Origin of the sequence: Methylobacterium sp., assembly GCF_019745455.1 — a bacterium.
GTDB lineage: Bacteria > Pseudomonadota > Alphaproteobacteria > Rhizobiales > Beijerinckiaceae > Methylobacterium.
Genome location: NZ_JAIETD010000177.1, coordinates 1 through 15,889 on the forward strand (window position 1 = coordinate 1; position 15,889 = coordinate 15,889).

The window sequence follows — 15,889 nt, forward strand, 5'->3', positions numbered from 1 at the left end:
AATTCCACCTCAGGCCGCCTGACCGATGGCCGCTCCAACTCCACCCCGAATTTCCACCTCATTGACGGACACGACCACTCGTGAGATCGACGCCCCCCAGCGCCAGGCAGTGGACCCGCACGCCGAGCTCGTCGAGCTTGGCCACCGTCGCGCCCACGTCCATCGCATTGCGCCCGAGCCGGTCGAGCTTGGTCACGACGAGAACGTCACCCGACTCCAGCCGGTCGAGAAGGCGCGCGAACCCGCGGCGCTGGCCGGCGGCGATGGATCCCGACACGGTCTCCGTCACGAGGCGGCGCGGCTCGATGGTGAAGCCTGCCGCCTGGATCTCCGTGAGCTGGTTATCGGTGGTCTGGCCGGGGGTCGAGACGCGGAGATAGGCGAAGGTGCGCGGCATGAGGTAAATTCGTCCGAAAACCCTGACCGGAACTAGACGCCTGTCCGGAATAGGCAGAGGCTAGGTTTTGAACAGTGCGGGCGGCATTGTCCAGAACCGGTCGGTTTCGGACAGGGTTCGTCATCAGAGTTCGTCCTGCGGCTGGCGGGTCGGGAGCAGCCTCATGCGGAACGACACCGTCGCAGCATCCCTGGCCGAACTCACCGAGCCTCAGCGTCAGCAGGCCATGGCCCGCTTCGCCGTGCTCCGCCCGACCCTGGAGGACGGAGTGCCCCTGATCCGGGCCGCCGCGGACGCCGACGTTCCGTTGCGAACCGCCCGGCGCTGGCTGACCCGGTTCCGACGCGACGGGCTGATGGGCTTGGTTCGTGCCAGTCGGTGCGATCTCGGACGCCGCCGCCTGCCCACCGACTTGATCGGCCTGATCGAGGGGATGGGGCTGAAGCGACCGCGATCCTCGGCCGCTGCCATCCATCGCAGGGTTGTCGGCGTCGCCGAGGCGAAGGGGTGGCCTGCCCCGTCCTACAGCGCGACCTATGCCACCCTCGCCCGGCTCGATCCGGCCATGGTGAGCCTGGCCCTGGATGGACCGGCCGTCTTCCGGGAGCGCTACGAGCTGATCTGCCGACATCGGGCACACGTGCCCAACGCGCTTTGGCAGGCCGATCACACCCTGCTGGATATCCTGGTCGTCGACGAGGGCGGTCGGCCGGTCCGGCCTTGGCTCACGACGGTGATCGACGACCACTCGCGAGCGGTCGCCGGCACCATGCTGTTCCTGGGGGCGCCCTCGGCGCTCAACACCAGCCTCGCCCTTCGTCAGGCCATCTGGCGGAAGGCCGACGCGGCTTGGCCGGTCTGCGGGATCCCGGACGTGCTCTACGTCGACCACGGCAGCGACTTCACGAGCCGGCATCTCGATCAGGTCGCCGCGAGCCTGCACATGCGGATCGTCCATTCCGGCGTCGCGCGACCGCAGGGCCGTGGCAAGATCGAGCGCCTGTTCGGAACGATCAACACCGAGCTCCTACCCGAACTGCCCGGTCACCTCGTCGGGGGCGCACCGGTCAGCCCACCTGCGCTGTCGCTGGCCGATCTCGATCGGGCGACCGTCGCCTTCATCCGCGACACGTACCACCGGCGCATCCACGGCGAGATCGGGCGAACGCCACTCGATGCGTGGCGGGCGGACGGTTTTCTGCCGCGCCTGCCCGACAGCTTGGAGGCGCTCGACCTCCTCCTGGTGATGGTCGCCAAGCCACGCTGCGTGCGCCGCGACGGCGTTCACTTCCAGGGCCTGCGGTATGTCGGTTCAACCCTGACGGCGTACGTCGGTGAGACCGTCACGATCCGCTACGACCCGCGCGACGTGTCGGAGATCCGTGTCTTCCACCGCGAGCGCTTCCTGTGCCGGGCGGTGAACGAGGAGCATGCCGGCGAGGCCCTCAGCCTCAAGGATATCGAGGCGGCGCGCCGTCTCCACCGTCGCACCCTGCGCAGTGCGATCAACGAGCGCGTGGCCCGCGTCTCGGACTTCCTGCCCGATGCTGGCCACCGCACCCGGCAGATCGCCTCGATCCCTTCCATGCCTCGGCCCAAGCTGCGCGTGTACCAAGTGGAGGACGAGGGATGACCGCCCGATCCGGTGCCTTCATCACCACCAAGGAGCATCGTCGCTTCGTCGAGTTCGCCGATGCCGTGCGAACCCACCGCTACATCGGCCTCTGCTACGGCGCGGCCGGAGTCGGCAAGACGCTCTCGGCCCGGCGCTATGCCCACTGGGACGTGGCCGAGCCTTTCCTCGACACCTGGGGCCCACGACAGCCATCGGACGCCAAGGTGTACGGCGTGCTCGCCCGAAGCCGCAGCGTCCTCTACACCCCGGTGGTCGCCTGCTCGTTGCGGGTGCTGCGCGGCGAGGTCGGCTATCTGATCGTGCGGATGGATGCCTGCATCGGCGAGCACCTGTCGGTCGGGGAAACGAAGCCGACGGGTTTCAAGAGCGGGTTGACCGAACTCCTGATCGTCGACGAGGCCGAACGGCTCGCGACCGCCGGCCTGGATCACGTGCGCGACGTGTTCGATCGGATGGGCATCGGCGTGATCCTGATCGGCATGCCGGGCATCGAGAAGCGTCTGTCGCGTTATCCGCAGCTCTACAGCCGTGTCGGGTTCGCCCATCACTACCGACCCTTGCGTGGCGACGAACTCACCTTCGTGCTGACGCGCCACTGGCGTCAGCTCGGGCTTGCCCTGGACGAGGCGGACTTCACCGATGTGCAGGCAGTCGCCTCGATCGCGCGGATCACCGGCGGCAACTTCCGGCTGCTGCAGCGCCTGTTCGTGCAGATCGCTCGCATCCTCAAGATCAACGAACTCAAGGTGATCACGGACGATGTCGTCGAGGCCGCGCGGAGCACCCTGGTCATCGGTGCCACATAGCGCCATTAGAAACAGGCCATTTATCGATAAAGGTCACAGCCAAAAGGGGGCCGCGGTCGTCTGTCAGAAAAACGTTCGTTTTCCTGGCATATAGCGCGGCACTCAGACCTCCCACCGATCACGAAAGTCACGCAACACTGCGATGGCTTCGGTGCGCAGGTTCTGCTTGCGAGCGGTTTGCTCAAGTATGCGCAACCGCCCCCGTACTCCCGCTGCCCTCCGGATTTGTGTTCCATAGACGCTCGCGCGCGAACCTCACCCACGCTCCAGGAACAGCTCCTCGATGTCACGATAGCTGAGCGAATAGCGCAGGTACCAGGAGAGAGCCTGCACGATGAGCGCGGCCTCGTAGTGCCGACCCTTGAAGTCGCCCTTAAAACGCTGCTTGAGCTTGGCGGCGATGGCGGACAGGATTATGGGCGGCCTCCGGTTCCGGAGGCGCCATGCAGGCCGTATGGTCAAAGCGGGGTAAACGCTTCGGGGTTGCCACAAGCCCCGCTCAACTCCTTGCAGTTCAGACGCTCAGATCTCTGCGACCGCTTCCAAGAAGAAATCAGCGGAATTTCGCCCACGCAAGGGTGGGTGACTACGCAACTTGCTCGGTGATGTTGTGCATGATATGACTTGTTAATTGTCTGTGACTAGATGGTAAATTTCCTAAGTAAAAATCATATTTAACGCGCTTTATGATTAGAAACGGAGTGTTCGACTTGATAGAGCTCGCATACAAAGCAATCGTAGCAGTTCATCCACATTGGCGTTCAGAACTACAGTTGTCTATATTTGGAGGCATAGTTCGACATGCATTGTATGATATAATTGGTACATATATTGAATCTGGCAAAATATTATTTGTAGATTGGCCTAATCATGGAAAAGAGGAATTCATTAAGCTTAAAGACTATTACTACCATATATCTATTCTTAATAATTTAGAGGTTCAGAACGAAAAGCTGTATTTAAAGACTGAAAATGAAATCAATCAGATTGCATGCCAAAAAGATTTACAAGAGAAAGCAGAAAACGCGGAGTCAGTACTTAACGATAATCCAGAACATGATTATGTCCGTAAAATCAAATCGAGCTATAATGATCTAATGAAAAGCCTTATTTATGATGGTGTTTCTAAAATTAATACACACGTCGTCGAAAGGAAAGGCGATCGAAGTTTTCCACTTGTTTCAGTAATTGTTCCAACAAAGAACCGATCTGCGCTTCTTCGAGAAGCTGTAAGCAGTATATCATACCAATCTTACAGTAACATTGAAGTTATTATTGTGGATGACAACTCCGTTGATCAAACAAGGCAGGTAGCAGAAGAATTTGTCTGTAAATGCAACGTGAAATATATACGTTCCGCTTGCAACAAATCTACCGCCGCACGTAATATTGGTTTACGGCACGCAACTGGGGAGTACATCGCTTATCTTGACGACGACAATCTGTGGTTTCCTACATTTATTAGCTCGGCAATTTCGTATTTTGAACACAATAAAAATATAGATTTTATCTATGGGGTACTTGTTCTTGACGACAATCCAGAGAATGAAGATCTGTATATATTTCAACAATACAACGAAAATAAACTCCGAATGTATAATTATATAGATACTAATGTTATTGTTCATAGGTCTACGTTATTGAAAGTAAAAGATCCTTGGGATGAAAATCTTAATAGGCTTGGGGACTGGGATTTTGTTTTAAGCCACACTTCACGGGATAATACTGCGGCGATTTCGGTGCTCGCAGCATATTATCGGACTCACGCAGAGCACCGAAACACTATAATATATAGTCTTGAAGAAAATGCTCGTTATATAAAAAATAAGCATAAAATAGTTTAGAAAATGCATTTTGGGAAAATTGCTTAAAGCATGTTGTCCATAGGCAAGACTCGGGGTGCTATGCTACTGCGGTGACCGGCTGGTGTAATTCCCACGCCCCGCTCTGGTACGTCCCTGCCGGGACGTGGGCCGAGCTATTCCGCCTGACGGGGTGCACCGCTGTTACAGCAGAGTGCGGCGTCCACATTGGAAGGCTCCTCCCGCGAAGCCCCATCATGCGGCGGCTTATGCCGATCGCGCAGATGACCCTGTACCCGGCACACAATCCAACGCGGAAAATGCTTGCGTTCCGGCCCGCGATTAGACGACCCCATCAAGCTTGGCGCGAAGGGGGATCCGCTAATGCGCGGTCCAGATCGCGCCGTCGCAGTAGGCCGGGGTCCGCACCGAGCCGCCCCCGGTTAAGGCGCCCCGGTAGGTTGGTGCAAAGGCGTCGGTAACGACCAAGAGCGCGTCCTGCAGGCCGGCATTACATGCCGGCAGAGCCGCAACTGTGTAGGCAGCCAGTCGTTGCGGCACCGTGAGCTGCACGAAGCTCTGATCGAGTTTGAGCTTGGAGGCTCCGTTGACGCCGAACGTCAACGGCGTCGTGTTTGCGGTCATGATCTGCGCGTAGGTCGTGCCGTCGGCTGAGAAATGCGCCACCGTCTGCCCGGCCCGTTCCAGCATGACGCCGGTAGAGCCCGAAGCCGCATTGACCGACAGAGCACGTGTGACGCCGATCGTATTGGAGCCGCCCCCGACGTTCACGTCGCCGCCGATCGTCGCGGTGGCGGCCGTCAGACTCGTGAACGAGCCCGCCGCGGGAGTCGTTGTGCCAATGGCTGTTGCGTCCACAGTGCCGCCGCCCACCGCCAGCTTGGCGAGGGTGACGATATTGGTGCCGGGAAAGATGCTGAATGGCGTGAGGCCGGTCGTGGCGTCGAAGATGCGGAAGGCCTGATCCGCATCCTTGCCCGCGAGCCACTTCACAGACCCACGATCAGAAAAAGAGACATCCGAGCTGCGCGACACGGAGTTTCCGCTGTCGATACCAATCGCCATGCTGCGGTTGACGGCGTTGCCGAAGGTGGCAACCGTATCCACGCTGGACATGCCCTTGACGAAGTAGCCTGGTGCCGTAGCGCTGCTTAAGTCGATTGTCGACTCGTGCGTACCCGGCCCGACCTTGATGGTCGCCCCCGAGTTGCTGAGATCGTAGAGAACCGCCGTCGCGAAGGCGTGGACGGTGTCGGCATTGAACGCGCTGCTCCCCGGAATGGTCCCGTTTGGATTGGCCTTGGCGAGGATGCCCACATCAGCAACGCGGCTGAGGGCAAGGCCAGTGTTCCACCACCCCACGCCAGAATTGTCGTTGGCCCAAGTCATCATCCCGGACGTGATCCGACCGCGCGAGCCGGACTGCGCCGTCAGCTCGATCCCGTTCTTCCGGTTTGGAGCGCTGCTCCAAGGATCGGTCGGTGTGTTGGGGTAGCCCGTGCCCGCCTCCACTTCGATGCCCGTGGTCTTGGCATCCTGATAGCCCCCGCCGCAATCGCCCGCGTTGCAGACCTGCGTGAAGACGTTGAGGCCGTAGAGGCGCTGGCGATTGTTGCCGTTAACAACCACGACGGTCCCGCCGACTGTATCTCCGACACCGGGCGTGGCGGTGGGATTGTCGCCGATCCAGACCTGCAGGCCGCCATTCTGACCGGCTGGGGTCGAGCCGTTCGGGTTGTTCCACACGAACAGCGGGCCGCGGTTGCCCCGGTCGCCGTTCGTGGTCGTCAGGCCCATCGGATCGAACCGCACGCGTTGGCCGGAAAAGGCGCCGAACACAGGGCTGGTCAGCCAGGATGCGAGGCTCTGGCCCGCCGGCAGGACGGACGTGCGGACCTTGAAGCCGGAGGCGTCGCCGGTCGAGCCCTGATCTGTGTCGGGCAAGACCAGGCGGTCCGGCTTCGCGGTATAGACGCCCGCCCGATACTCTCCCAGGGTCGCCCCCCCCGGGAAGATCACGCGGTTGGCACCGTCGATGCGGGCGCGGTCAAGGAGCTGGTCGGCGTGGGCCGGGCTCGCCACGGAGAGGAGGCTGGTAGCGAGGAGGGGGAGCAGGCGCATTCAGGCCATCGTCCAGAAATTGTTGCCGTTGGAATGGAAGATAAGCTTCGCGTAGGACGATGCCATCGAGACGGAGGCTTGGCCCGCAATCCGGTCGGAGCTGAGCACGCGCACCGTGATTGGAGTGTCGCTGCCGCAGGCGTTGGACTCGTTCGTATCCACGAGGGGTTGCCCGGCGGGATAGCTTGAGGTCAACGGCAGGGTCGCGGTGCGGCCCCAATTGAGCCGGACGAAGGCCGCCGAAGGTGACGGCGCTCGACAGAACCACGTTCGCGTCGTCGACCCGCTTGAGCCGCACGCCGGGTCCGGCCTGCGAGCGCCTGAGTCGCCAAAGCGACGGTCGAGGCCGGGACACGGTGACCTTGCCCCCTGGCCTGCCCTCATTCTGAAGCTAGGGTCCGTCGAGCAGGAGACGGACGATGAAGAAGAGCCGGTTTAGCGAAGAGCAGATCATCGGCATCCTGAAGGAGCAGCAGGCTGGGCTGCCGGTGGCTGAGATCTGTCGCCGCCACGGCATCAGCGACGCGACGTTCTACACGTGGCGCTCGCGCTTCGGCGGCATGGAGGTCTCGGACGCGCGGCGTCTGAAGGCGCTCGATGAGGAGAACCGCAAGCTCAAGAAGCTCCTGGCCGAGGCGATGCTCGACGTGGCCACGCTGCGTGAGGCGCTGGGAAAAAACTTCTGACGCCCGGCGCACGGAGAACGGCCGTGAGCTGGGCCATCGAGGAGAAAGGTTATTCGCAGCGTCGTGCCTGCGGGCTGATCGGCCTTGAGCCGAAGACGTACCGCTACGCCTCGACCCGTGGTGACGACGCGGCTGTGCGGGTGCGCCTGCGCAGCCTGGCCGGCGAGCGCCGCCGGTTCGGCTACCGGCGCCTGCTCATCCTACTGCGGCGGGAGGGCCTCGCTCTTAACCACAAGAAGCTCTTCCGGCTCTACCGAGAGGAGCGGCTGTCGGTGCGCAAGCGCGGAGGTCGCAAGCGAGCACTTGGCACGCGAGCGCCCGCCGCGGTGCCGCAGGAGCCGAACCAGCGCTGGAGCCTCGACTTCGTCTCCGACACGCTCGACGACGGGCGGCGCTTCCGCATCCTCGTCGTGGTCGATGACTGCACGCGGGAGTGCCTGGCGCTGGTGGTCGACACGTCGCTGTCCGGGCGGCGGGTCACGCGTGAACTCGACCGGATCATCAAGGGCCGGGGCAAGCCGCTGATGATCGTCTCGGACAACGTCCTACGTAGCGAGGAAGGACGGCTGGCCGGGCAACAGGTCTCTGTCCGCGAACATGCGCTCGCGGCGTGAACTTCGTCAACGTCGATCCAGGTGGCTCCTGCCGATCCGGAAGAACTCTCAGCCATAGCGAACACAGGATCCAGCCGGCGCACGTCGCGCCGTGGTCCTCACCGTCCTCAACATGAGATGTCGATCCAGGCAGGAGACCCGAGCATTATCTACAGGGTCGTGGCTCACACGCCCTCACGGCTCAACTGAGAGGGGTTCTCCCACCTGGTACCGGTCCCTCGACGAAGGGCCGGTAGTCGTCACCACGTTTGACGACGGCGTGCACCACGCGCGCCATCTTGGCGGTGATCGCGGTCAGCGCCTTGCGCCGCAGGTCGGCATTGTGCCGATCGCGGGCGATGTAGCGCTCGAACTTGTCGCGGAAGCCGTTCTCCCGCTGCCGGATGGCGACCTGTCCAGCCAGCCACAGGGTCCGGCGCAGGCGGGCGTTGCCGTACTTCGACAGCTTGGTCTGGCCCCGGAAGGTGCCGGATTGCTGGGTGGCCAGATCAAGCCCGCAGAACTTCAGGAACTGCCGGTGATGGCCGAAGCGGCGCAGATCGCCGGCCTCAGCCAGGATGGTCAGGGCGTTGATCGGGCCGATGCCAGGGATGCGGCGCAGCAGCTTGTAGTCGGAGTTGTCGGTCAGGAGGGCGTCGGCCGTGGCCTCGATGGCGTCGCGCTGCTGGATCAGCCCGCGCGCCTCGCCGATGACGAGCCGGAACATGCTCACCGCCGGAGCATCTGGCGGCACCGGCAGGCCGATCGAGCTGCGGGCCGTCTCGTAGATGTCGCCGAGCAGTTGCGCCTTGGCGACCTTGCGCCCGACGACATCCCAGGCGGCGGCGATGAAGGCCTCCTTGCTCAGCGCGGTGATGCTGGCGGGCGTGGGGAAGCGATCGAGGAAGGCGAAGAACCAGTCCGAGCGGCTGTTGTGCCGGAAGCGGTCGACCTCCGGGAAATACAGCGGCAGGTAGTGGGTCAGGATCCGATGCAGCACCTCGGTCTTGGCCCGCGAGACGGCGTCGTGCGTCTTGGACAGTTCCTGCACGTCGTTGATGCCGGCGGCGAGTGGATCGTGGTACACCTGCGAGGCGCCGATGCGGATCATGTGCAGCATGACCTGGGCGTCCTTCGGGTCGTTCTTGTCCCAGCCGTTATGCAGGGCCTCGCGGGTGCGGGCGAGCGCCACGGACGAGATCAGGCGCACGGCAAAGCCGGCCTGGAGCAGGCGCCAGGCAATCGGGCGGTGATAGTTGCCGGTGGCCTCGAACCCGCAGGTCACCGGCTGGCCGAGATCAGAAAGGATCGCGATCAGACGGTCGTGCTCGGCGCGGGTGTTGAGGACGCTCAACCGGCGTCGTCGGCCGGAGCCGGGCACCTCGATCAGGACCTCGTTGCGGGCCTTGGCGACGTCGATGGCTACGAGAACGCCGGCCGGCGGCGTAAGCTGTGGTCTGGTCATGGTCGATCCGTCTCCGGAATGAGGCTTCGAACACCGTCACTCTAGAGACCTGCTGATCGGCCATGACCGCCCAGGGCGGCGCGCTGCGCTCAGCATGGCTTCGCGCGCCGCCCCAGAACCGTCGAGCCATCTTCCCGATGTGCTACGGCACCGAGCTGACCTCGCACGCCATCCTGCGCTGGCAGGAGGAGCGTGCGGTCGAGTGGCATTACATCGCGCCCGGCAAGCCGCAGCAGAACGGTTTTGTCGAGAGCTTGAACGGGCGCTTGCGCGACGAGTGCCTGAACGAGCATCTGTTCCGGAGCCTGCCGGCGGCCCGGACCATCATCGAGGCGTGGCGGGTCGACTATAACACCTGCCGCCCCCACACGAGCCTCGGCGGGCTCACCCCGAACGCGTTTGCAACCCGGTCCCGACAGGACCAGAACCAGAACGGACTCTGGTTATGAACGGGGGCAAACAGGGGGCAAGGTCAACGGTTGTTCCTGTTCTGGTTGTCCCAAGCCGTACGCGACGCATTTCTCGTCCTGTTGTTGGCACCGCGGCCAACGTTGATCGTGATCAGCTCCACAGGGTCCATGAGGAAGCGATCCGGCGCGAGGGGGCAGAAGCCCGCGAAGGCCGCATCGATCGCGGCATAGCTGGCGACGGTCGCTCGCGGTAATCCTGCCCGTGAAGGCGGTCGGCGTGATGAGCGACGGGGGCACCTACGGCCACGTCTGCACCCTGCGCGCCGTGCCCTCCGTCGACGGCATGACGCCAGATTTCTACCCCTTCGACATGGCCTTCCTCGGCCGGATCGCGACCCGCCTCATCAACGAGGTGAAGGGCATCAATAGGGTGACCTACTACCACTCGAAGCTGCCCGGCACCATCGAGTGGTAGTAGGGATCAGCGGAAGCGGTCGGGCGGGCCGCTGAAGGAGGTTGCCCTTCAGCGGCCGCGTACTGTGTCCAGCTTCAGAGGACGGAGGCGTTCTTCTGGGCGAGATTCCAAGCATAGGTCCGCCGAAGTCCGTCCTCAAGACTGACCTGAGGCTGCCAATCGAGGCTCCGGCGGATCAGGGTCGTGTCGAGGATGTTCACCGGAACGTCGGCGGCCCGCGGGGGCTGATAATCCACATCGATGGCGAGCCCGGTCGCACGCCGCACGGCGTTAATCACCTCGGCGACACTGGCGCCGATGCCGGACCCCACATTGAACATGTGCTCCGGCCCGTCGTAGCCAGCCGCCGCGACGAGCGCGGATACGACGTCATCGATATAGATGAAGTCTCGAACGACGCGTCCATCGCCCCAGATCGACAGGGCTTCCTTGTTCAGACCGCAACTAATGATCTTGCTGATCAGTCCCTGCCCCTTCGTTGCGACCTGATACGGCCCATACGGATTCGAGATCCGGAGAATCGTCGACTTCAGACCGAGGTGCCGGCCGAAGATTTCGAGATACTTCTCGGACGCCAGTTTGCCGACGCCGTAGCAGGAGATCGGATTCGTCTGACTCGACTCGCTCAGGAATTCGGCGCGGCTGATCCCGTAGACCGTTCCGCCGGACGACGTGAAAACGAGGTGGTCGATCCCGGCCGCTACCGAGAGTTCGGCGAGTTGCAGGGTTGGCTCCACGTTCTCCCGGAGGTCCGCGATTGGGTTCGTGTTGTAGCGTGCCGGGGCTGAGGTCGAGACCAAGTGGAAGACGACACTCTGCCCCTCCAAGGCGCGAGACATGAAGTCCCGATCCGCGAAGCTGCCGTGTCTCCATTCCACACCGGGATCACGTCGCTGTTCGTCTGAGATTGTCTGATGCCAGACCGCCCGGACGCGCGCGCCCTGCGAGACGAGGTGTCGGCACAGGTTCCAGCCGATGAAGCCAGTTGCCCCGAGGACAAGGCATGCTTTGCCGGACAAATCGGATGCGGGCATTCTCATCGCTGCACCCGCCGATCGGCCAGCGCATTCTCCGCGATCAGGCGGTCCCAGATTTCCGCGTATTGCCGCGAGATCGTGCGGGAGGAGAACCGCTCCAGCACGTCGCTCCGGTGCCGGAGCGCGTTGGCGGTCGCGATCGCGAGATTATCGTGCCAGTCGCGGAACGCCTGCCACATCTCGCCCTCTGACGCATCAGGATCTACGACGCTTCCCGACCCGTAGTCATCGAGCACCAGCTTGATGTCACCGACATCGGTGGCGAAGGCCGGTCGCCCGAAGGCCATAGCCTCCAAGAGAACGATCGGCAAACCTTCAAACGCCGAGGTCACGACGAGGCCGTCGATCTTGCTCATCATGGCCCAGGAATCGTCGTAGTAGCGAATCCGGGTCACGTTCGTGAGGTTGTGCTCGGCAATGTAGTGGTCACAATCGCCGCCGAGTTCGCCGTCGCCCACGAGGAGAAAGTGATCGTTGTGCTTCGCCTCTAGGGAGCGGCGCGCGAGTGCGAGAAAATGAAGCGGCTGCTTCTGCCCGGTCAACCGACCGATGAACGCGAAGCAACGCTGATCAGGCGTCGCACCGACCTCCGCCTTCAGCATCCGCACCTGATCCGCATTGGCCAGCGGATGACTGAGCTTGGTCGTGTCGATCACACTATAGATGAGGCTGATACGATGCGGCGGAATCCGGATGCCGGATACGAACTTCGCCTTAATGCGCGTATTGATTGAAATGAAATGATCAAACGACTGAATACCGGGATCACTGTACCGGTTGATCCAGCCGTGTTCGGTATCATAAACCTGCTGGTCGACAATGGGCGTCCGCGAGAAGATCCGACGGATTTCTTCCGCATTGTCAGCAAGCCACGGCGATCCGTTGCAGATCCACACGGCGTCGGGCTTGTACCAGGCTTGAACCGCCGCGAGCAGCGCGACATGCTGCGACCGATCGCAGATCTCCGCGAGATCAAGGACCGGCACGTCGATGGCATCGAGCTGGTAGTGCAGGGAGCCCTGGTGCTTGGCCTGCCACTCGGTCGTGACCACCACGAACCGGTAGCGATCGCGCAACATGCGGATCACCTCGATGGTGTTCCGCTCGACGCCCCCGACGGCCAGGAACATCGGCAGCACAAGGATCAGAGGCCCGGACGCGTTCCTGGCGGGCGGGAACGCGACGGCACCGGGACTCGCCGGTTCCTCGGCCGCACCGAGGACGATGTCGGATCCGCTCACGCTCGCAGCCTCGAAGCCCGGCACGGACGTGAGGGGCTTGAGGGTTCCGTCGCTCTCCTCACGAGGCGCGCACCGGATGATCCGGCCGCGCAGGGGCCATTCGGCACTTCCCTGCCCAGTGAAGAGGGCGGCGGCCCGCGCGTTGAAAACGCCGTTCATGCGTCCGTCCGCTTCGACACTCACCGAGGGAGACTCGGCCAAGGATTGCGAGATGATTGTGAAGTCATAGTGCCCCCACTGAAGGGCAACGGCGCTGTTCTCGAGCGCCCGGAAGGGGAGGATATCGGTGGATTGAAGCGTGTACTGCGCTCTAGAGGCCGAAGGGCTGGTCCGCCCGGCGGCCGGACGGGCCTTGATCGCGTAGTATTCCTGGCGTCGTGGCCAATCGAACGTGGCAACCCCATCAACGGCCGGCGCCTGCACGGCGACAACCTCTCCCGGAACGTACCGGCTCAGATGCCGGTTCGATTTTAGAGCGGCACGGCAGAGCGGGTCCTTCTCGATCTCAGGGTATTCGGACAGGATCCGCATGAAGAAGCGCAGGATTTCACCATCGACGTGACCCGACACCTCCTTGATCGTATTCGATTCGTGAATCCGATACCGCGCGAAGTAGGATCGGCTCAGACGAACCTTTCCCCGTATCGCCGCCTTCAGGGCAAAATCCCAATCGTGTGAATATCTCAGATCGCTGAATCCGCCGACCATCCTGAAGAACGACTTACGGAAGACCATGTTTGTGGTTGTGGCGAAGAAATTTTGGCTGCAGAGCGCGGCCAGCATCTGCTCACGATTCTCCAGGCCGCTAACATCGATCTCGCTCGGGAAGGCGTACTCTGGATCGAGAAGGCCACGCTTCTCGCCGAGAATCTTGTTCTGACCATCTATGATGAGCAGAGCCCCACCGATCAGGTCCGCGTCGGACGTGCGTGCCAGCGTCTGAGCGACCTCAAACCGACTTGGCACAAACTCGTCATCAGAGTTAAGGATCGCGATCCAATCATTGGACGCGAGTTCACAGAGCTGATTCAGCCGGGCATGCGCCCCCCAGTTTTCGCGTGACGCAGTCGTGAGGTCCCGAATGAGCCTCGGGTGCTGCCGCGCAAGTCCTGCGATGATGTCGGCCGACGCATCGCGCGAACCGTCATCGACCAGCAGAACTTCCGTCACCAATTGGGACTGCATTGCCGAGGCAACGGCGCCGCGAATATACTGCGCGTGGTTATAGACTGGAATAACAACCGAAAACATTCACTGAACTCCCGGCAACTCAATGTCCTTGATGAGGGGCTCGAAGAGACTAGAATAGATAAACTCCGATGCACTCAGCTCATGGTGGATCGTCCGACGCATGCGATTGACGAAGTTGCTCAAAACGAACTGGTACGCACTAGCGACATTCGCGTCGAAACGGGTTTGCGCTGAGATAAAGCCTTGATAGAAGGCCGCCTCGAAGACTGCGTAGAGCAGATCGTCGTGCCACGCCTCGTGTCCGAGCACACCGTTGCGGTCGAGGAGGCGTGCCCAGGCCTTGATCCCGTCTAGGATCGACAGACAATCGGCGATCACGACAGCATCGTCGGGTCTCGGTGGTGCACGCAGGTGATTGACGATCGCCTGAAGACCGAGAACCTCGGTGACCTCATGAAGCTTGATGAAGACATCAGCCATGAGACCGGTATTGAACTGACGTTTCAAGAACCCGTCAACAGTGTAGGGATGGATGTGTCGTCCGGTACTGGTCGGATCGTAGAAGATCGTGAAGCCGCCCGGCTCGCGCGCGAGACGATAAGCAAGTTCAATGTCTTCAAAGCCATACAGATCGAATTTTGAGCTGAAGCCGTTGGCTTTCCAATCCTCGACTAGAGTCTTCTTGACAGAAACATTTGCCGTATAGAAAAAGCGCCAATCAATGAACGAATAGGGTACGAAATCCGCGTAACCGAACTGTTCACCGGCACGCCCTTGGATGTGTCTCATAACATGATTGACATCCAACCTTTTGTTGTCCGGCCAGACACACTTCCCGAGCACAGCGAACCTCTCTGAAGGATATGTCTTGTGCAGAATGGCATGGGTTTCGAAAAAATCGCTGTTAAACGGCTGAATGTCGTCTCCAAGGAAGAGAATGACTTCTTTCGTTGCCAACGATGCGCCAATGTTGCGTGCATGTCCCGGCCCACCATTCTCCACGGACCGATAGATGATGTTGCTGTAGCGCTCGACCATCTCTTCCAGAACGGACGTCGTATCGTCCCGCGAGCCGTCGTTGATGACGATGAACTCGATATCGCTCGTTTTGGCGTGCAGCTGGCACAGCTCGAGTGTCTCGCGAAGCAGGGCACCGCGATTGTAGGTTGGGATCACGACGGACAAAGACGCCAGAGCGGTGCTGTCGACCCGCACGTTCCGCGGGGGCCGTAGCGGCCGCCCTTCGTTGCGCCCGTGCAAGACGTAGTGCTCGAGCGTTCCGATACCGGCGTCGGCAACATCGGGATTTGCAGCCAGGTAGGCGCGCGTCGTGAAGGAGCGTGAAGGGTTCAGGCCTTCCTGATCACCATGCAAGACATAATGAATGAGGCTGTTCATCCCACTCGCGGCAACGTACGGATAGGTGGCCTTGTAATACTTCTCATCGAAGAACGGCGATGGATTGGTGTTTTCTTTCGCGCCATGCTCCAGGTAATGCCGGATCGGCTCCGCCTTCATGTCCCACACATCGGGGCGCTGACTATGGTAATAATCGATCTCGAAGAGAGGATGAGGATTACGTTTATTGAGGTACCCGGCATCCAGATAATGCAGCAACGCCGGCTGATTTAACGGGCCCACTTGCGATATATAGTGGCCTGTTTTGAACAAAGGATGTGGATCGTAATACTTCTTCCAACCAATCAATAGATAGTGTCGAATCGCGTCAGTCCGACCTTTTAGAGAGATATTATTTTTCCAGGCATAGAAATCATGATCAAAAATTTTTGATTTCTCGATAATCTGAATGTTTCTTTTTTGACTTCTGGAGAAAAAATTTGCAGCCTGAGAAAACTTACTAAACCCTTGAAAATTCTCTTGCGGCATTTTTGTGCATCCGTGTCTGGAATGGTCTAAGGCCGCAACAGATGCTAGCCCGTCTTATTCACGAGGGCGGTGGATTTGGGGTGGCGAGCGTAGCGTAAAGCATTGATTTGGCTTAGGGATT

8 protein-coding genes and 5 pseudogenes are annotated in these 15,889 nt (G+C 60.9%); 6 read left to right on the plus strand and 7 right to left on the minus strand.

Going from position 1 to position 15,889, the window contains the following annotated elements; translation table 11 throughout:
- Positions 1-76: 76 nt before the first annotated feature.
- A pseudogene (locus K2Y56_RS25875) lies at positions 77-397 on the minus strand (recombinase family protein); the annotation flags it as partial.
- Between the two features lie 163 nt (positions 398-560).
- On the opposite strand from K2Y56_RS25875, the gene K2Y56_RS25880 reads away from it, so the two are divergent.
- Positions 561-2,030: a Mu transposase C-terminal domain-containing protein gene (locus K2Y56_RS25880; protein ID WP_292514916.1), complete on the plus strand. Its 1,470-nt coding sequence runs from the start codon at positions 561-563 to the stop codon at positions 2,028-2,030.
- Positions 2,027-2,839 (plus strand): AAA family ATPase, encoded by an 813-nt coding sequence (locus K2Y56_RS25885; protein ID WP_292514917.1) that lies wholly within the window; start codon positions 2,027-2,029, stop codon positions 2,837-2,839. The genes K2Y56_RS25880 and K2Y56_RS25885 overlap by 4 nt, the downstream gene beginning before the upstream one ends.
- Before the next feature lie 258 nt (positions 2,840-3,097).
- Here the strand turns inward: K2Y56_RS25885 and K2Y56_RS25890 are convergent.
- A pseudogene (locus K2Y56_RS25890) lies at positions 3,098-3,256 on the minus strand (IS6 family transposase); the annotation flags it as partial.
- A 293-nt stretch (positions 3,257-3,549) separates the two neighbouring features.
- On the opposite strand from K2Y56_RS25890, the gene K2Y56_RS25895 reads away from it, so the two are divergent.
- Positions 3,550-4,683, plus strand: coding sequence for a glycosyltransferase family 2 protein (locus K2Y56_RS25895; RefSeq protein ID WP_292514918.1), 1,134 nt, complete (start codon positions 3,550-3,552; stop codon positions 4,681-4,683).
- A gap of 339 nt (positions 4,684-5,022) precedes the next feature.
- On the opposite strand, the gene K2Y56_RS25900 is transcribed toward K2Y56_RS25895, so the two are convergent.
- Positions 5,023-6,783, minus strand: a complete 1,761-nt coding sequence (locus K2Y56_RS25900; RefSeq protein WP_292514919.1) for a hypothetical protein — start codon at positions 6,781-6,783, stop codon at positions 5,023-5,025.
- Between the two features lie 419 nt (positions 6,784-7,202).
- Between K2Y56_RS25900 and K2Y56_RS25905 the strand changes: the two are divergent.
- Positions 7,203-8,011 (plus strand): annotated as a pseudogene (locus K2Y56_RS25905) (IS3-like element ISMex1 family transposase); the annotation flags it as partial.
- Positions 8,012-8,264: 253 nt separating this feature from the next.
- On the opposite strand, the gene K2Y56_RS25910 reads toward K2Y56_RS25905, so the two are convergent.
- Positions 8,265-9,527 (minus strand): IS110 family transposase, encoded by a 1,263-nt coding sequence (locus tag K2Y56_RS25910; RefSeq protein WP_292514920.1) that lies wholly within the window; start codon positions 9,525-9,527, stop codon positions 8,265-8,267.
- 146 nt (positions 9,528-9,673) lie between these two features.
- On the opposite strand from K2Y56_RS25910, the pseudogene K2Y56_RS25915 reads away from it, so the two are divergent.
- Positions 9,674-9,976, plus strand: a pseudogene (locus K2Y56_RS25915) (transposase); the annotation flags it as partial.
- A gap of 188 nt (positions 9,977-10,164) precedes the next feature.
- Positions 10,165-10,412, plus strand: a pseudogene (locus K2Y56_RS25920) (GMP synthase (glutamine-hydrolyzing)); the annotation flags it as partial.
- 74 nt (positions 10,413-10,486) lie between these two features.
- Here the strand turns inward: K2Y56_RS25920 and K2Y56_RS25925 are convergent.
- The 3 genes from K2Y56_RS25925 to K2Y56_RS25935 are packed head-to-tail and all read right to left on the minus strand — an operon-like array spanning position 10,487 to position 15,768.
- A complete protein-coding gene (locus tag K2Y56_RS25925; RefSeq protein ID WP_366849536.1) occupies positions 10,487-11,452 on the minus strand; it encodes an NAD-dependent epimerase/dehydratase family protein in 966 nt (321 codons plus the stop codon).
- Positions 11,449-13,941 (minus strand): glycosyltransferase, encoded by a 2,493-nt coding sequence (locus tag K2Y56_RS25930; protein ID WP_292514922.1) that lies wholly within the window; start codon positions 13,939-13,941, stop codon positions 11,449-11,451. The genes K2Y56_RS25925 and K2Y56_RS25930 overlap by 4 nt, the downstream gene beginning before the upstream one ends.
- Entirely contained in the window at positions 13,942-15,768 is a 1,827-nt protein-coding gene (locus K2Y56_RS25935) for a glycosyltransferase family A protein (RefSeq protein ID WP_292514923.1), read from the minus strand.
- Between the last annotated feature and the right edge of the window lie 121 nt (positions 15,769-15,889).